Raw genomic sequence first — 17811 nt, 5'->3', positions numbered from 1 at the left:
ATGAAAACATTCCTGGCCCTAATAGTTGTTGTTGTTTTTACAACCCAAGAATTCAAAGTTAAATTCGGAAGTGTAATTCCCAAGGATAGTCCCTGGGAAACCGGTTTGAATGAATACATCACTTATGCAGAGGGTAAAGCCCAAGGGGCTTTAAAGTTTAAAACCTATTTAGGTGGACAGCTTGGAGGCGAGGTTGAAATGATAAAAAGTGTAGCAATGGGCACACTTGAGGCTGGAGGATTTACAACCGCAGCCCTTGCAGAAGCTCTAGGAATTCCAGAATTACAAGTGTTTGAACTGCCTTTTCTTTTTGAATCTGATGCAGAAGCTGACCATGTAATGGACGCAATGTTCAAGCCCATGTCTGATATTTTAGAAAAAAAAGGCCTCATGCTGGTAATGTGGGGATCCAACGGTTGGAGGAGTTTTGGAACACGCCATAAACCAATAACAAAACCTGAGGATTTGAAAGGATTAAAAATGCGTTCCCAGGAATCAGATGTTTATATTAATTTTTACAAGTCACTTGGAGCTACCCCTGTGCCAATTTCAACTCCGGATGTTCTCGTTTCTTTAAAGTCAGGAATGGTTGATGGTTTTGATCAAACACCGATTTTTTCAATATCTACAGGCTGGACAACTGCAAGCAAACATTTTACTTTATCCAATCATATTTATCAACCAGGTGCTATTGTAATATCAAAGAAGTTCTATGATAAACTTCCCCCACATGCTCAAACTGCAATTATTGCCTCTGCTGCAAAAGTAAACCTTCAAAAAAGATCAAATAAATATGTGCGTGATGATGATGCAGAAATGGTAAACTCAATGGAGGAGATTTCAGGAGTTAAGTTAATCAGGCTTACTGATGCCCAAAGAGAGGAGTTTAAAAAAGCAACAAAGCCCGTTTATGCTATTATGGAAAAAAAGATTGGAACAGGTATTATGCAACGCATGAACAATGAAATTCAGAAATACAGGCAATCTAAAAAATAGAATATATGTCCTTAACAGGTTATTACCTGAAAGCGAATGCAAAATTTGAAATTTTCGAAAAATATTTTGCTGTTGCTGTTATTACTGCCATTGTAGTTATAGTTTTTGCCGGTACTGTTTCCCGGTATGCATTAAAAGAACCCTTATTCGGTGTTGACCGACTTGCTACTTATCTGATGGTATGGCTGGGTTTTATTGGATTTCAAATTGCGACATCCAAATTACGCCATGTTGAAATTGAATTTATAAAAGCCAAAGTAAAGCCTAAAACAAAATATTTAATGAATATTGTTACTTGTTTTTTGGCTTCAGTTTTCCTTTTTATTATTTGCTTACTTTCCTATGAATACATGCAAATTAGTAAAGAGATGAACGATATTGATGTTGTTCTGGGTATTCCAATATGGTGGATAATACTCATTGTACCGCTTAGTTTTTTGCTTTCTGCTATTCGATATGCCTTTTCAAGTCTTTTATGGTATGATGTATATTCCGGGCGAAGACAGGAAGAAGAAATAGTTCAAAAACAAATGATTTGATGGAACTGCTAATTGTTTTAGTTGCCCTATTGGTGCTGGTTTTTTTAGGCGCCCAGTTGTTTTTAGTCATTGGTGGAATTTCCCTGCTGCTTTTTTACCTTTATATTGATATCCCAATGTTTGCTGTAACCAAAACTATGTTTGATTCAGTAAATAAATCAGCGTTACTGGCAATTCCTTTGTATGTTTTTGCCGGGGCCATCATGGCGCGAGGAGTAATAGCAGGGCGATTGATCGATTTAGCCTTAAGCACTTTTGGATGGATGAAGGGTGGTTTAGCTGTTGCCAGCGTGATTGCTTGTATATTTTTTGCCGCCATTTCCGGTTCTTCCCCAGTAACCCTAATTGCAATTGGAACAATTATGTACCCAGCATTAATAAAAAATGGTTATCCCGAAAATCTTTCACTGGGAGCATTAACTGTTTCAGGTTCCCTTGGTATACTCATTCCCCCAAGCATTCCGCTTATTGTTTTTGCTATGGTAACCGGTGCCAACGTAAATAAATTATTCATAGCAGGTATTGTTCCTGGTGCAATTGCAGGGGTATTATTGATGATTATGTGTCTTTATTATGGATTTAAGCTTAATCTGCCTACGGTAAAGTTTTCTGCAAGGCTTGCTGCTGTTAGTTTTGCCAAGGGAATACCGGCTATTATGATGCCTGTAATTATTCTTGGTGGTATTTATGCTGGAATTTATACCGTTACCGAGGCCGCTGCAGTAGCTGCAGTTTATGCCATTATTATAGAAATGTTCGTGTTTAGAGAAATGAAAATTAAGGATTTAGTTCAAACTCTTTATGATTCTGTTATTGTTCTTGGAATTATTTTTATAATAATTGCCATGGCAACTGTCTTTAACTATTTTCTCACCCTTCAGGATATTCCATTCATGCTTGTTGATTTTATGACTGAAATGGTTACTTCTAAATACATGTTCCTGTTTCTTACAATTTTGGTTCTTTTAATAGCAGGACTATTTATGGATGTAATTTCCGCTATACTTATTCTTGCCCCTTTACTTGTTCCAACAGCCTTGTTTTATGATGTTGACCTGATTCATTTGGGTATTATTTTTATTCTCGCCCTTGAAATAGGCTATATGACACCTCCAATAGGAATTAATCTTTTTGTTTCCAGTGGTTTATTCAATAAGCCCTTTAATCAGGTTGTAACAGCTTCTCTTCCATTTATGCTTTGCCTGGTTTTAACCCTTGCTCTTGTTACTGTATTTCCAGATTTGGTGCTGTATTTTGCAGCTTTAGTGAAATAACAAAAACTGTTTTTGTCATTTAATTGTCATATTTTAAATGCTCAATGGTAAAAGGAGTTTTGAGCTACTTTTGTTGAGAAATAAAATAATTTAAAAAGCCCTGCTCACAGCAATTACCCATCTAAATCGAATGTAGTCTAAAGGTTCAATTGGTTCTGGATCAACTGCAGGAGTTCTATTAATAAAGAAAGGAACGTCAAAGCGAATGGTCAAAGGGTTTACCATTTGCAGTGGTCCCCATTTTTTAATAGTAAGGGCTGTGCCAATTCCTGCATCAGCTCTAAGGTAATCAAACCTAAGCCTTTCTCCCGGCAAGTTTGTATTAATCACTCCAGCATCAGCAAAAAGATATGAATCAATTTTAAAAGTATTTCTTAACCTTCTTGGCATAAGTGCAATTAATCTATCAAATTCAATTTCAATATTGAATGCCGCACCTGTAAGTCCTTTGTATGCCAAAACTAAATCCGTTTCATTATTTATTGCAGGAGCAACATATCCGGAATATCCTCTCAGGTTCAATCCGCCACCATGATGGAAGTGATTCGTAGTTACTCCGAATCCACCCCATTCGGGAGGGAAAATGCCTGCCGAACGCGTATATTTATTTTCCATTAATTCTTCAGGATTAGCACCGTATAAATACAAGGCAGATTCTCTGGGCAATGATCTTGCTGCGCCAAACTGAGCAAAAGTCCTTGTGTTTATATCAAATTTTCCCAATTTGTTGTAGTTTACCACATTTAAGGAGAGTATAGAATAATCATAATCCCCAAAAGCCGAGCTTTTTAAATTCAAATTGATCATTCCTTTACCTTTCTGATAAAAGTAGTTGTGATCCATTCCAAAATTAATGGTGTTATTGAATTTATTAGGAATCCATTCATTTGGAAATAAAAGGTAATAAGTATCACTTGTATCAGGCCTTACCATTGTTTTAAAATAGCTATAAACCCTGTTGTTCCCATGCTTGTTAAATCTTTCAACACCAGTGGTAAGCATGCGTAAACCATCAAGGGAGCGAGCAGACAAAAAGAAATTGCTTTTCTTAATTAATTTGTCAATTGAAGTTTTATAAGATAAACGAAAATTAATTAAATCATAATCATTTGGTGCAGGGCTGGCCATTTGCTGATTTTGTAAAATGCCAGTATTATACCAGGCAGACAAATCAAAAATATGATGTTTATTAAAATAATTTCCGTTTACATGAAAACCCGCTTTTATTCCGTCATAACCATTGTACCATACATCCGGACGAGCAAAAAGTTCATATTTTTTCCAACTCGGAGCATTGTATATCTTATGATCAAGTTTTAAAGAAACAGGAGTTTTTTTGCTGTTGTTTAGCATATAAACATCTGCAAGTCTTTCTGTAGGATCAATTACTATATTTTTTATTCCCCATGGAATACTTACCTGCGCTGTGTAATTTGGTTGTAATATATCCCATCCAATCCATCTGGGGAGAATTGTAGCAGTAGTTTGCTTTTCAAACCAATTATTAGGAATGTGAAAACTATAAACAGAGTCGTTTTTTGCAATTACATCAAAGTCTAAAGGCATTTGCATCCTCTCTTTTCTTTTAAAAGTAATCAGGTAGTTGTCTTTCCCATCTCCCTTTTTTATAGATTTTACTTTGTAATCAATCTTTTTTGTGGTTTCTAACCACTGGTCAAAAAACCAGTTCAAATCCACTTTAGTATAATTAATAATTGAATTACGAAAGTCCTCAGGATAGGGGTGAGCAAATTTCCATTGGTTAAAATAATGTTGCATAGCATTCCAAAACAAGCTATCCCCTAAAACATATTGCAGGTTGTAAAGCATGGTGGCTGTTTTATAATATACTTGCCTGTATCCTCCACCGTGCCTTAAAGCTCCGCCAAATTGATCAGAATGTGTATTTAAGCAAGCATCATCAGATGTAAGTATGGCATCTGCCATATAACCTGAATATACATTTCTGTCCATTGTGTTTGCTGGCTCCTTGAATTTTCTAACATAAGGAGATGCTGGGGGCGAAAGTGTCATTTCCTCCCCCTCGATTCGCCTTAAGCTCCATGAGGTTAGAAATTGAGTAAAGCCCTCATCCATGAAAGCCCTGTAGGTTTCATTACTTGCAACCATGCCATAAAACCAGTTATGGGCTATTTCATGAGCCAATAAACCATGATTATCAGGTTCGAATCCTCCATCTAAAGTCAACATAGGATATTCCATTCCATCCTGTGCATCAGCTACAATCATTTTAGGATAGGCATACATTCCAATATCCTCAGAATAAACCTGTATAACTTTGGCTGCAAATTCTGCTGCATTCTGCCATCTGGATGCATGGGGCTCCTGGGCAAGTGCAATAGTTTTTATACCATTCCATTCAGCTTCACCTATTCTATAAGTTGGGTCAGAGGTAAAAGCAAAATCATGAACGTTTTCAGCATGAAACTTCCAGGTCTTTCTTATGGTGCTGTCGTATGGAATAATCACTGAAGGAGTTTCATAAAGTGGTTTATCCTTAAAATTCCGGATATCTAACTTTTTAAGCAATTCGGAAGGAAGAACTTCATTCCTGTTTATTAAATTACCAGTGGCATCTAAAATAAAATTATTGGCAAAAGTAAGTTCAACATCATAGGTTCCAAAGTTTCCATAAAACTCCCTACCTAAATGTTGATCGGGCGACCAGCCAAATTTATTATCATAAACAGAAATTCGGGGATACCAATGCACTCCGTCATAGTGCTTGTAACCATAAGCATTAAATATTTTCATCCTTCTTCTTACATCCCCTCCCTTGTCGAAATAGGTTTTAAAATCAATATTAAACTTTATTGATTCTCCACTTTTTAAACCTTTTGGCAAATAAACTTTCAAAACTGTATTATCCAATTCGGTTTTAACCTCCTTGCCATCAACAGTAATTTTCGATATTTGGGTGCCTAACCTCTGGCTTTCGTATTTGCCATATTTGGGATTTACCTTATTTTCCTTGTGAAGTTTATCATAATAAGAATCAGGCTGAAATGCATTTTGAAAAAGATGAAAAAAAACAAAATTAAGTTCGTCCGGAGAATTATTCCAATATACCAATTCTTCAACAGCAGTAATTATATCTGTTTTCTCATCAATATTGGCCTTAATGGTATAATGTACATCCTGTTGCCAGTATGTTGGGTGAGGTTTTCGATTCTGCCAATAATAAGGATTGTCAGCATTCCTGTAAGTGTTAGGAGGCTGAAGGGCATCGTAAGTTTGTGAGAAAACACTTGTATGAAAGATTATTATTATAGCTAAGGATAGTAAAATTTTCTTCATTATGCCTGTGGGTTAAGATATTTACAGAGGCGAAGTTAATTTTTTTTTTTATCTAAGGGAAAACAAAAAGAAAAGAAATAAAATACTGTATATTATACCTGGAAATGGTATAATAGAGTAAAATAAAGGGAAATTAATACATTATTCCTCCCTATCTAACCTTCCTTGTTTAATGCTGGCATTCAATTCAAAACCAATAAGCAGGATAAGTGAATTAAACTGCATCCAAAGGAGGATAACAATAATGGTTCCGATAGAACCGTAAAGTTTATTGTACTGTCCGAAATTATTGACATAATAGGCAAAACCAATAGAAGTGAGTATAGAAAGCAGGGTGGAAAGTGAGGAGCCTGCAGAAATAAATCTAAACTTTGATTTTTTGCTCGGTCCAATATAATACATAAAGGAGAAACAAAAGAAAAGTAAGGCTACAATTACAAGCCATTTTCCTATATGTAGCAAGGATACATGGTAGTTATCCTGTAAAATTCCCTTCTCTAATAGGTAATTTAAAGTTAAACTGCTGAAAACAATGAAGGTAATGGCAATTAAGATTAATATCGTAATAATAAAAACAAGGGCAACAGAAATAATAAATTGCATGAGTGTACTTCTTGTTTCAGCAATATAAAAGGAATTGTTAAATGCATCAATCATTGAACTAAAACCATTGGTGGCAAAATAAACCGCAAGAAAAAAGCCAATGGAAAGTAGTCCTCCTCTTTGCCTGAGTACCAAATCTTCTATTGTTATTTTAATTGATTCATAGGCATTGTAAGGCAGAATGTCTTTCATTAAAAGCAGCAACTGATTTTGAAAATCATCAATGGGGATATAGGGAATTAGTGTGAAAAGAAATATGAGCCCTGGAAAAATGGCAATAAAGAAATTAAAAGCCAGAGCAGAGGCGCGGGTTGTTAGCGAACTTTTTTTGACACCCTGAATAAAAAACTTAATAACAGAATAAAGTGGTGTCCCGTCAAAGCCAGGAAGGATTAGGTGTTTACTCCAATCAATAGCAGCAGAAATTGTTCTGAGGCCTTTTAGGTAGTTGAAAATTTTTTGTTGCATTTATTTTATTGCCTTTAGGCTTAAATCAAGACTCTTAATATGGTGGGTAAGTGCACCTATAGAAATGTAATCAACACCTGATAAAGCATAATCCCTTATAGTTTCTTCGGTAATGCCTCCTGATGCTTCAGTTTCATATTCTTTATTTATCATCGCAATGGCTTTTTTTAAATCCAAGGGTGAAAAATTGTCCAACATTATTCTGTCAATTCCTCCTTGATTTAAAACCTGTTGGAGTTCATTTAAATTTCTGGTTTCAATTTCGATTTTTAAATTTTTACCTGTCCTCTTTAAATAATTATGTGTTAAATCAATTGCCTGTTTAATTCCTCCGGCATAATCAATATGGTTGTCTTTTATCATAATCATATCGTAAAGGCCAAATCTGTGATTTTCACCTCCACCGGCCTTAACAGATAATTTTTCAAAATAACGCATTCCCGGTGTGGTTTTTCTGGTATCTAAAACGCGGGTGTTTAAGCCTTCAAGCTTATTGACAATATTTCGTGTCTGAGTTGCTATTCCACTCATTCTTTGCAGGCAATTTAAAGCAATTCGCTCTGCTTTTAAAATAGCTTGTGTTTTTCCTATAACTAAAAACGCTATATCACCTGGTTTAATTATACTTCCATCTTTTATATAGGGAATAAACTGGATGTTTTGATCAGCATAAAAGAATATTTGTTCTGCAAGTTCCATTCCTGCCAATATCCCTTCTTCCTTGACAATAAGATTTGCTTTTCCAGTTGCTTCAAAAGGAATACATGCCAAAGAGGTGTGATCTCCATCCCCTGAATCTTCTTCAAAAGCACGTTTAATAAAATCCGTAATAGAAAAATGCTCCATTTTATTCCTCTTCAAATCTAAGTTCCTGAATAAAATAGGAATCGCTACTTTTTTTAAGGAAATAATTGATTCTGAAGGTTCCGTTTGCTGTAGTGAGTTGTCCTATAATATATTGGGCTCCGGCCTTGGAGGTTCCATTGTGAACTTCAACATAATTTTTTGGAGGGTTTTTTGTAAAAAAATCCTTAACTATGATTTCAGCTTGTGTTTTGCTGTAAACATCTTCCTTGTTAAAAACTTTAAGCTCAACATTTGGACTGAAATATTTGGATAGTTCCTTCGCGTTTCCAGATTTAAAAGCCTGTGCAATAGCCTCAGAATTCAAGGTTTGGGCTTTTATTGTTAAATGAGAAACAAATAAAATTGATATAAGAATAATGTTTTTCATGATTAAGACTGTTTTAACGTTTTCTTTTCTCAAATTTTAAGCCAAAGCTTGTGTTTTCTTTTACTTTTGTGAAAGTACAAAAATAATATATTGAGTTGATATAATGAATATAGTTTTAATTGTTGTGGGAAAAAATGATGAACAATGGCTGGAGCAAGGCTTTTTAATTTATACAAACAGGCTAAAGCATTACATTAATTTTGAAACACTTATTCTACCTGTAATAAAAAACGCTAAAAACCTTTCAATTGATATATTAAAGAAAAAAGAGGGGGAGATGATACTAGCAAATTTATCTTCTTCTGATATTGTTGTCCTTTTGGATGAACATGGAAAACACTATTCCTCCCTTGACTTTTCAGGTTACATAAATCAGAAAATGAATTCAGGAATAAAAAGATTTGTGTTTGTAACAGGCGGTCCTTTTGGTTTTTCACAGGATGTTTACAATAGGGCAAATGAAAAAATATCCCTATCGAAAATGACTTTTTCCCATCAAATGGTTCGACTTTTTTTTGTTGAACAATTGTACCGGGCCATGAGTATTTTAAAAGGGGAGAAGTACCATCATGAATGATACGATATAACCGTTAGGATGCTAGGGGATGAAATTATGAAACTTCAATATGGACAGCAAGCATATAGGAACGAAAATCCCTCGAGCAGAGCTTATTTCTTCAAACCCTGGTGCCTTCAATATTAAAAGCATGTGTTCTCACTTCAAGCCACCTGTTTTCAGGTAATGCTAAAATAGAATTTTTTAATTAGTTGTTTTTTTGTTATTATTATCGCAATAAAGAGACTGTGCCTTGAAAAAAATGTGGAGTTATTTCGTCACAAATCTCTATTTTAGATTGTACTACATAAAAATATACTCCTTCTGGAGATTTATTTCCCGAAGGAGTATCGCCCTTCCAGTAATCATCAATTCCACCTTGAAAAATCAAGGTTCCCCATCTAGTATAAATTTTTAAATCTAAATTTATTAAAACACCTTCATAATTAATTATAAATGTATCATTTATACCATCATCATTAGGTGTAAACACATTAGGTATTTGAAAATCATATTTATTCTCATCACTAATTATAAGTTCCACAGTTATAATTGAATCGCAACCGAAAGCTGTTGGAATAGTATCAAAATAAGTTCCTGAAGCTGTCCAGGTATAACTTCCGCTTGGGGATGTAAAACTTATACAGGTCGTTTTATATATTGTTACAGGGCTATTATTAATAATAAGATTGATTATTAGGATTGAATCACAACCTAAAGAAGTTTGAATAGTATCAAAATAAGTTCCTGAAGATGTCCAGCTATAGTTTCCGCTTGGGGAAGTAAAACTTATACAAGCCGTTTCATTCAGTGTTACAGGGCTATTATCAATAATCAGATTGATAATTAGGATAGAATCGCAACCGAATGAAGTTGGAATAGTGTCGGTAAATGTACCAGAAGTAGTCCATATATAGTTTCCACTTGGAGAAGTGTAACTGACACAGGCTGTTACGCTAATGGTTGAAATGACATTATTAATAGTCAAGTTGACAGTAATAATAGAATCACAACCGGAAGCACTGGAAATAGTATCAGTATAAGTACCTGAAGAAGACCAATAATAGTTGTTACTTGGCGAAGTGTAGTTGGCACAAACAGTTTTATTAATGGTCACAAAACTGTTGTCAATTACAATTAGATTTATTGTTATAACAGAATCGCATCCTGAATTATTTGGAATAGTATCAATATAAGAGCCTGTGGAGGTCCAAATATGATTACCGCTAGGAGAGGAGTAACTGGCACAAGCTGTTTCATTTATAATCACAGAACTATTGTCATTGATAGTTAGGTTTATAGTGATGACAGAATCACAACCAAAAGCAGTAGGAATTGTGTCAATATAGGAGCCTGAAATAGTCCAGATATAGTTGCCACTTGGTGAAGTGTAGCTATTACAAGCCATTTTATTAACAGTTACACTACTATTATTGATCGTCAGGTTAACAGTTAGGATAGAATCACAACCAGTAGAACTTGAAATAGTATCCATATAAATACCTGAAGAAGTCCAGACATAATTACCACTAGGAGAAGTATAACTGTTACAAGTCGTTGCATTTATAGTTGAACTGCTTATAGCAGCACAAACGCCATTCCAACCATTTACTAAAATACCATTATTAATTAGTAAACCATTCACAGCAAGAGAATTTGTCGCTAAGGACCCATTGATAGTCACTTGACCATAGATGCTAACTCCTTTTAATCGAGCACTCCCATTAATAATTACAAAAGATCCAGCATCAACATTAAGGGTAAAAAGTCCACATACCTCTGAGTTAGTTGAAATGCTCAAAAAATTGTTGATCAAACTAAGATTTGATGTTAATTTAACCTTGTGAATGATAAAAATAGAGTCTCCTGCTGTAGGTAAAGTTCCACCTTGCCATATATTTGGGTTGTCCCAATTTCCATTACATACTGTATAAATAGTATTACCGAAAGAATTGGAAACAGTAATAAAAAATACACATAAATTAAAACTATCAAAACCACTTTTTCTTTTTCAATTCTCATCTATCAAATTTAATCTTTTTATTAAGTTGATATACTTAATTGAACATACTTCAATAAAAAATGGAAAACAAAGGAAGGTAATTATTGGAAAAGAAAAGATTCAGAAGATTGCATTTGCTTTGTATTAAAAAATCACTTAATTTTTCAGAACCAATTGAATCACTTTTACTTGAATTAGTTATTGCTAAAAAAATTTTTTTAACTACACCATCCTGAAAAAGAACAACATAGGAATTGAATTCGAAATTCTATAGTTTTTTTGGCAGGTTGAAAACCTTATTAAATACTTCCAAATACCGCTCTTTTTGTGATTCAACCGAGTATTTTTCGATTACTGTTTCTCTTCCTTTTCTTCCGATTTCTTTTCGTAATTCTTCAGATTCGATAAGCTTAGATAGTTTTTCAATCCATTGAACATCATCTAAAGCAATGAAACCGTTTACTCCATCTTCAATTATTTCAGCATTAACACCAACAGGAGACATTACTGCAGGAATTTCAAGAGCCATATATTGCAGGCCCTTAAAACCACATTTACCTTTTGCCCACATATCGTCAGGTAAAGGCATTATTCCAATATCAATTTTTGAAAGATTCTCTATTTCTGTTTCTTTAGACCATTTAATAAATTCAATTTCTAAATCAGATGTCTTTGACGGTTTATTTGAGATAAGAAGAAAATTTACCTTTTGATCGTATTTTTCCTTTAATCGTTTAAGTATGGGGATAATAAGTTCAAAATGCCTTACTGTTGTTTCAGATCCAGTCCAACCAATTGTAATTCCTTTTTTATTCTCATGAACAAAAGGATGATGGTAAGAAGTGTCAATGGTAGTGGGAATAACACTTACATTATCATTAAATTTTTTAGCATAAGAAGCTAAATAATTGTTTCCTGCAATTACATGTCCTGAATATTTTATAATATGGGCTGTTTTTGAAGGTGATTTAAGCCAACCAAGTTTTTCGTTGGCATCAGATACATCATGAAGCCAGATGGAATCATCAAAATCATAGATAATTTTTTTATCGGAAAGATGAGCATACCATTTTTCAAAAATGGCAGGACCGATAAAACAAGTTTCCCTGTGGATAAAAATCAAATCATATTGATGAAGTTTAAAAAGGAGCAAAAAACGTTTTGTAATTCCCATGCAAACGCCCCATGTTTTCATGAATTTATTTCCTGGAGAATAAAAAACACTCCAGGTTTTTTTATTTAAAAAGGATTCAATTTTACAGGTAATTCCATTTTGCTCAAAAAAGTCCAGGTATTGCTCGAATCTGAACCTTTGGCTAGGAGCCTCTTTTTCGGGGTAGGGGGTTAAAAAAAGGATTTTCATTTTAGGCCAAGCTTTTTGTAAATGGTGTTATATGTTTCGATTCCTTTTTCTAAAGAAAACAATTCTTTAGCAGTGCTTCTGAGCTTTTCAACAGGGATTTCTAAAAGTGAATCAATTTCTTCTGCAACTTTTTTCAATTCATTTTCCTCAAAACTTTTTACAACAATGCCACAACCTGTTTCTTGAATTATTTCATCAATATCTCCGGTTCCTGAATTTGTAATCAATGGAATACCTGTAGCTATTATCTCTCCCATTTTTGTTGGTGAGGATGCTTTTTTTGAAAATACTGGTTTTATGAAAAAAATTGAAACATGGCTTTTAGATAATAAAGCTGGAACCTCTTTTCTCTCAGCAGGTTTAATTCTTATTAAATGCTCTGGAATATTTAATTCCCTGGCTTTAATTAAAATTTTTTCAGCAGGATCTTTTGTGATAAATAAAAAATTTGCCTGGGGTTTAAAAACCAACAAATGTTTAAAGAAAACAAGCATCTCTGTAAGCATATACCAAGTGCCTAATGAGCCAAGATAAGTAAGAGTGAATTCCTTGAATTTTTCAGTATTTATATCATTTGAGAATAAATTGAGGTCCGTACAGCAAGGTATTACTGAAATGTTTTCTGAGGGGATGTTTAACCCTTCCCATTGCAGTATTTCTCTTTTAGCAGCATGAGTTAAACTCACTATTTGATCGGCATTAGCAAGAAATTCATTCTCTTTTTCTTTAAAATAATAATATAAGAATTTATGAATTGGATTTGAAAGCCTCCAAATATCCCCTTCCAATCTTTCATCTGCCCAAAATCCGCGCATATCAAATATGAATTTTGTTCCATATTTTTTTTTCAATTCCAAACCGATTAAAGAGACCATATAACTTCTGCAATGGACAATATCAAAACCTTGGTTTTTATAGGTGGTAAAAACCTTTTTTTTTAAACTCAGAAATGTTAAAGCTTGGGAAAATATCGGATATTTATTTGAATAGGGAATAGGAATCCAGAATATGTTATTTGAAATAATTGATTCAATGTTCTTTCTCCCTTTTTGAAAAGTTGATGGTTTCTCGCAGCTAATTAAAGTTATTTTATATCCCTTTCCCGACAAACCCATAAGATATGGCAGTACTTGAGATTGACCCAATTGGTCTGTCATCCCGTCATAAGAAATATAGAGAATATTCATTCGTTTATAATTATCAAGAACAATAATAATAATAATCTATTACATTTGTTAGTAGAAAAAACAGCTTTAAATTATTAATAAATGGTTTTTACCTTTTGGGATGTTTTACTAACGCCTTTTTATTTAGGTTTAATTCTAGCTGTTTCCTGGTATATTAGAAAAAAAAATCAACACAATCCTATTTATCAATATTACATCCCCGGGCTATTAGCAAAATTGTTCGGGGCATTAATGTTAGGTCTTATTTACAATTTTTATTATACAGGGGGAGATACTTTAAATTATTTTCTTTCTGCAAGGGCACTGATTAATCTTATGTATTTCAATTTCTCTTGTTTTTGGGAAATTGTTACAACTGGTTATACAATAGAAACCAATGCATGCTTCAATTATGATACTGGTTATATTATTTATGCTCCACGTGACTATCATGCTGTTTTTGTGGTTAAATTTTTAACTCCATTTGTTTTTTTGGGCTTAAAAAGCTATTTAGTTTCTTCCTTTTTATTGGCTTGGTTGTGTTATACTGGAATTTGGAAATTATATCAAGTCTTTTGTTCAGAATTTCCTCATCTGTATAAAAAGTTTGCTATTGCCATTTTGTTTGTTCCTTCAGTTGTTTTTTGGGGTTCAGGCATATTAAAAGATACAATAACTTTAGCTGCCGTTGGATGGTTTACATATGCCTTTTATACCTCTGTAATTAAAAGAGAAGATTTGGCAAAAAGTATAGTCTTTCTGGTAATTAGTAGTTGGCTTATTTTAGCAATTAAACCCTATATATTATTTGCGCTATTACCAGGTTGTTTAATCTGGATGTCTAATCAAATATCATCAAGATTTGAAAGTAAAATAATGATTGCATTAACATCCCCGTTTTTGATTTTAATTGGTTCAGCCATGGGGTATTTCGCATTGTTGCAAATGAGTGATTTGCTTGGATTATACGCCATGGATAGTGTTATGGAAAGAGCAACCATTACACAGAATGACATGAAACAGGATTATTATGGGGGTAATACATTTGATATTGGCGATTTTGATGCAAGCATTGGAGGTATGTTTTTAAAAGCACCCCAGGCTTTATTTGCAGCGTATTTCCGGCCTACATTGTTAGATGTTAGAAATCCTGTTATGTTAATTTCTGCTCTTGAGAACACCTACATAATGTTCCTGACGATATTTCTTTTGATAAAGCTGAAATTTATAGGGTTTTTTAGTATAATCTGGAAAAACCCCCTGATGTTGTTCGCAGTTTTGTTTTCCCTTTTCTTTGCATTTTCAGTGGGCATATCCATATCCAATTTCGGTTCCCTTGTTCGATTGAAAATTCCGGCAATACCATTTTTTGTTGCAAGTCTGTTTCTTCTTAATGATTTTTATCTCAAGGCAAAAAAACCAAACTAAAGAAATTTAGTTCACTCTTTGTTCAATTGTGGTTTTGTTTTAACCACTTATGGAGGGTAATAAGTAACCAAATCCTCTGGTACAAATAGTCTTCCCCATTTTTAAAACGAAAAATAAGCTCTTTTACCTTAAGATGATTAACAATACCAAAATGTTTCACTGTTTCTTCTGATAAATACATTTCTATCAAATTACTAAATAATCCCCCTTTCAACCATTTTCCCAATGGAATAGAAAACCCTTGTTTTGGACGGTTAAATAGTTCTTTAGGAAGGTATTGATACAATATTTCCTTTAATAAATATTTAGAAACACCATTTTTAATTTTCAATTCAGGTGAAATATTTAAAGCAAATTCAACAACCCTATGATCAAGAAAAGGAACCCTTGTTTCAACTGAATATTTCATGCTTGCCCTGTCAACCTTGGTTAAAAGGTCATCTTGCAGATAATATTCCAAATCAAATAAGGCTTGTTTTTCAGATGCCTGCAACTTCCTTTTATTTAGTTTTATATAAGGGTTTTCATTCAAGTCCCAGGAAATGTTTTTGTAATTCTTTTCTAATAATGAAGTAATCTCTTTATCTGAAAAATTATATTGCTCCTGAGAAAATATATGCCTCATAATTCGAGCATTACTTGAATAATTAAATAGATTAACAGCCCGCTTTAATCTATTGTTACTAGTTTTATTTAGAACAGGATATAAGGACTTACCTATATTTCGGACTATTGAATTATCTAATCTTTCTGCCCATTTATAGGAGCCATAACCAAAAAACAATTCATCACCCCCTTCTCCCGAAAGTGTTACGGTAACTGAACCTTTAGCTAATTTCGATATAATCATTGCCGGAATTGCAGAGGAATCAGAAAAAGGTTCATCATAAACTGAAGTTAATTCTTCAAAATATCCAAATGCTTCTTTCTCAGAAACAATCAGATCAGAATGGCAAGTCTTAAGCTGTTGGGCAACTTTTCGGGCATAAGGTGTTTCATTGCTCTTATTGTTTTCAAAACCAATTGAAAAAGTATTAATTTGAGTGGAAGATAAACCTGCTGCTTGAGCTGCTATTAAACTTGAATCAATTCCACCACTTAAAAAAATTCCAACCGGAACATCGCTTTTTAATTGATATTGCACCGAACTTACAAGAAGATCACTCAATAAAATAAGAGCCTTTTTTTCCTCATGGATTACCTCGTCAGTAAGTTGAGAATATAGGTTCCAGTACTTAATTGATTCGGAACCTGCTGAATTTATTTTGAGATAACAGCCGGATTGCAATTTTTTTATTTCATTGTAAATGGAATGGGGAGCAGGGATGTAACCTAGATTGAGGAAATTGAAAATAGCTGCTTTGTTAAGTGTTTTAGGGATAAAATCCAAGGACTGAATAGCTTTTAATTCAGAGGAAAATACAATTGTATCTTCATGTAAGCAGTAATAAAGAGGTTTTATTCCTAGCCGATCTCTGAAAAGAAATAATTCTTTATCAATGGTGTCATAGATTGCTATTGAAAACATGCCATTTAATCTATGAACAAATTCAGGGCCCCATAAAACAAAAGCTTCCAGAATTACTTCAGTGTCAGAGGATGAATTGAAAAGGATAGTATCCTCTTGTGAAGTATGCGTTTTTATTTCATTTGCAATATCCCTGTAATTGTAAATTTCACCGTTGTAAACCATCACAAACCTTCCATTATGCGAGGTCATGGGCTGGTTTCCACTTGCTGAGAGATCAAGAATACTTAACCGGGTATGACCCAAAAAAATCGAATCATCGGAAAAAACTCCTTGGGAATCAGGACCCCGATGAATCAACAGATCGTTGAATTTTTTGAAATCAACTTCCGGAAGGCTCCCCTTAAATGCATAAAATCCAGTTATTCCACACATATGTTAGGATATTATCAGGTGTTTTAATATTCCCAAAAACCTTCTGGTTAAGATTGTTTCAGGACAAATTTTTATTGAATTATATAAATAAAACAATCCCCTTATTTTATTTTTAGAAAGCATTAAATGCAGCGCAATGTATGAATCGCAATATGCTTCCATTGTATTTCTATAACGAGAAAAAACTCTTTTAACATCAATATCTGAAAAGGCAGAATTAATTGCCAATTCCTTTCTTGTTACTAATTCCTTTTCTGAGAAATTAAAAACACTCCTATCATTGTGATTAAACAAACAAGCTGAAATGTCATTTCCTGTAATTAATCCATATTTAGAAAAAATCCTGAGCCATAATTCCCAATCTTCTGATCCTGATAAAAGCCTGTTTTCGTTAAACAATTTTGCTAAAAACGCATTCTTTTCAACAATTATCCCAATACAACTTAAAGGATTCCCTTTAGCTAAAAATAGTGGAGAATCAGGATTTGGAATAAATATTTTTTTTGTATTGTTTTTTGATTTAATGGCATAAGGCAAATGAAAAAAAGAATTTTGCGGATTTTTTTGGATCAATTCAAATGCATTTTTTAAATAGTTGTTATATAAAAGGTCATCTGAATCTAAAAAAGTCAAGAATTTTCCATTTGCCTTTTTCGCTCCATAATTTCTTGCGGCAGCCCTTTCGCTATTTGAAATTTTAAAGTATCTGATTCTTTCATCAATTATTTTTTTAACAGTTTCTTCTGTATTATCAATACTCCCATCATCTACAATAATTATTTCAAAATCCTTGAAATTTTGATTAATTGCAGATTCAATTGCCTTTTGAATAAAACTTGCCCGATTATAAGTTGGGATAATGATTGAAAAAAACATTTATTTCATTTAACTGTTTGTACAACAAAATTATTACAATGATGGAGATTATGAACATTTTTAGTTATTTTCTGTTTTTGGTTTT

At 33.4% G+C, this 17811-nt stretch carries 14 protein-coding genes; 5 read left to right on the top strand and 9 right to left on the bottom strand.

Annotated elements, in window-relative coordinates:
* The 3 genes from dctP to H0V01_02410 are packed head-to-tail and all read left to right on the top strand — an operon-like array spanning position 1 to position 2809.
* The gene (gene dctP, locus H0V01_02420; protein ID MBA2582225.1) at positions 1-996 is read left to right on the top strand and encodes a TRAP transporter substrate-binding protein DctP; all 996 of its coding nucleotides are present in this window, start codon (positions 1-3) and stop codon (positions 994-996) included.
* Positions 997-1001: 5 nt separating this feature from the next.
* Positions 1002-1535 (top strand): TRAP transporter small permease, encoded by a 534-nt coding sequence (locus tag H0V01_02415; GenBank protein MBA2582224.1) that lies wholly within the window; start codon positions 1002-1004, stop codon positions 1533-1535.
* Entirely contained in the window at positions 1535-2809 is a 1275-nt protein-coding gene (locus H0V01_02410) for a TRAP transporter large permease (protein ID MBA2582223.1), read from the top strand. The genes H0V01_02415 and H0V01_02410 overlap by 1 nt, the downstream gene beginning before the upstream one ends.
* 90 nt (positions 2810-2899) lie before the next feature.
* Here H0V01_02410 and H0V01_02405 read toward each other — a convergent pair whose 3' ends face one another.
* From H0V01_02405 to H0V01_02390, 4 genes are all read right to left on the bottom strand, one after another.
* On the bottom strand, positions 2900-6127 hold the full coding sequence (locus H0V01_02405) for a M1 family metallopeptidase (GenBank protein MBA2582222.1): 3228 nt from the start codon (positions 6125-6127) through the stop codon (positions 2900-2902).
* 141 nt (positions 6128-6268) lie between these two features.
* Positions 6269-7198, bottom strand: a complete 930-nt coding sequence (locus tag H0V01_02400) for a YihY/virulence factor BrkB family protein (protein MBA2582221.1) — start codon at positions 7196-7198, stop codon at positions 6269-6271.
* Positions 7199-8044: a carboxylating nicotinate-nucleotide diphosphorylase gene (nadC, locus tag H0V01_02395; GenBank protein MBA2582220.1), complete on the bottom strand. Its 846-nt coding sequence runs from the start codon at positions 8042-8044 to the stop codon at positions 7199-7201.
* Position 8045: 1 nt separating this feature from the next.
* Positions 8046-8432, bottom strand: a complete 387-nt coding sequence (locus tag H0V01_02390) for a DUF4783 domain-containing protein (protein ID MBA2582219.1) — start codon at positions 8430-8432, stop codon at positions 8046-8048.
* A 103-nt stretch (positions 8433-8535) separates the two neighbouring features.
* Between H0V01_02390 and rlmH the strand changes: the two genes are divergently transcribed.
* Positions 8536-9009, top strand: a complete 474-nt coding sequence (gene rlmH / locus H0V01_02385) for a 23S rRNA (pseudouridine(1915)-N(3))-methyltransferase RlmH (protein MBA2582218.1) — start codon at positions 8536-8538, stop codon at positions 9007-9009.
* 208 nt (positions 9010-9217) lie between these two features.
* On the opposite strand, the gene H0V01_02380 is transcribed toward rlmH, so the two are convergent.
* The 3 genes from H0V01_02380 to H0V01_02370 form a co-directional block, all read right to left on the bottom strand.
* Entirely contained in the window at positions 9218-10789 is a 1572-nt protein-coding gene (locus H0V01_02380) for a gliding motility-associated C-terminal domain-containing protein (protein MBA2582217.1), read from the bottom strand.
* A gap of 469 nt (positions 10790-11258) precedes the next feature.
* A complete protein-coding gene (locus H0V01_02375) occupies positions 11259-12353 on the bottom strand; it encodes a glycosyltransferase family 4 protein (protein MBA2582216.1) in 1095 nt (364 codons plus the stop codon).
* Positions 12350-13540 carry a glycosyltransferase family 4 protein gene (locus H0V01_02370; GenBank protein ID MBA2582215.1) on the bottom strand — a complete coding sequence of 397 codons (1191 nt, stop codon included), beginning with the start codon at positions 13538-13540 and terminating at the stop codon, positions 12350-12352. The genes H0V01_02375 and H0V01_02370 overlap by 4 nt, the downstream gene beginning before the upstream one ends.
* A gap of 81 nt (positions 13541-13621) precedes the next feature.
* On the opposite strand from H0V01_02370, the gene H0V01_02365 reads away from it, so the two are divergent.
* The gene (locus H0V01_02365) at positions 13622-14947 is read left to right on the top strand and encodes a hypothetical protein (protein MBA2582214.1); all 1326 of its coding nucleotides are present in this window, start codon (positions 13622-13624) and stop codon (positions 14945-14947) included.
* Between the two features lie 22 nt (positions 14948-14969).
* Here H0V01_02365 and asnB read toward each other — a convergent pair whose 3' ends face one another.
* A complete protein-coding gene (gene asnB, locus H0V01_02360; GenBank protein ID MBA2582213.1) occupies positions 14970-16850 on the bottom strand; it encodes an asparagine synthase (glutamine-hydrolyzing) in 1881 nt (626 codons plus the stop codon).
* 3 nt (positions 16851-16853) lie between these two features.
* Positions 16854-17726, bottom strand: coding sequence for a glycosyltransferase family 2 protein (locus tag H0V01_02355; GenBank protein ID MBA2582212.1), 873 nt, complete (start codon positions 17724-17726; stop codon positions 16854-16856).
* Positions 17727-17811: the final 85 nt, after the last annotated feature.

This window comes from Bacteroidota bacterium (genome assembly GCA_013696965.1).
Taxonomy (GTDB): Bacteria; Bacteroidota; Bacteroidia; order JACCXN01; family JACCXN01; genus JACCXN01.
This window is presented reverse-complemented; position numbering and strand designations above follow the sequence as displayed.

Excerpts from the sequence above, each read along its gene's own strand:
- dctP (MBA2582225.1), top strand. The coding sequence starts at position 1 with ATGAAAACATTCCTGGCCCTAATAGTTGTTGTTGTTTTTACAACCCAA.
- H0V01_02405 (MBA2582222.1), bottom strand. The coding sequence starts at position 6,127 with ATGAAGAAAATTTTACTATCCTTAGCTATAATAATAATCTTTCATACA.
- asnB (MBA2582213.1), bottom strand. The coding sequence starts at position 16,850 with ATGTGTGGAATAACTGGATTTTATGCATTTAAGGGGAGCCTTCCGGAA.
- H0V01_02415 (MBA2582224.1), top strand. The coding sequence starts at position 1,002 with ATGTCCTTAACAGGTTATTACCTGAAAGCGAATGCAAAATTTGAAATT.
- H0V01_02375 (MBA2582216.1), bottom strand. The coding sequence starts at position 12,353 with ATGAAAATCCTTTTTTTAACCCCCTACCCCGAAAAAGAGGCTCCTAGC.
- H0V01_02355 (MBA2582212.1), bottom strand. The coding sequence starts at position 17,726 with ATGTTTTTTTCAATCATTATCCCAACTTATAATCGGGCAAGTTTTATT.
- H0V01_02410 (MBA2582223.1), top strand. The coding sequence starts at position 1,535 with ATGGAACTGCTAATTGTTTTAGTTGCCCTATTGGTGCTGGTTTTTTTA.
- nadC (MBA2582220.1), bottom strand. The coding sequence starts at position 8,044 with ATGGAGCATTTTTCTATTACGGATTTTATTAAACGTGCTTTTGAAGAA.
- H0V01_02400 (MBA2582221.1), bottom strand. The coding sequence starts at position 7,198 with ATGCAACAAAAAATTTTCAACTACCTAAAAGGCCTCAGAACAATTTCT.
- H0V01_02365 (MBA2582214.1), top strand. The coding sequence starts at position 13,622 with ATGGTTTTTACCTTTTGGGATGTTTTACTAACGCCTTTTTATTTAGGT.
- rlmH (MBA2582218.1), top strand. The coding sequence starts at position 8,536 with ATGAATATAGTTTTAATTGTTGTGGGAAAAAATGATGAACAATGGCTG.
- H0V01_02390 (MBA2582219.1), bottom strand. The coding sequence starts at position 8,432 with ATGAAAAACATTATTCTTATATCAATTTTATTTGTTTCTCATTTAACA.
- H0V01_02370 (MBA2582215.1), bottom strand. The coding sequence starts at position 13,540 with ATGAATATTCTCTATATTTCTTATGACGGGATGACAGACCAATTGGGT.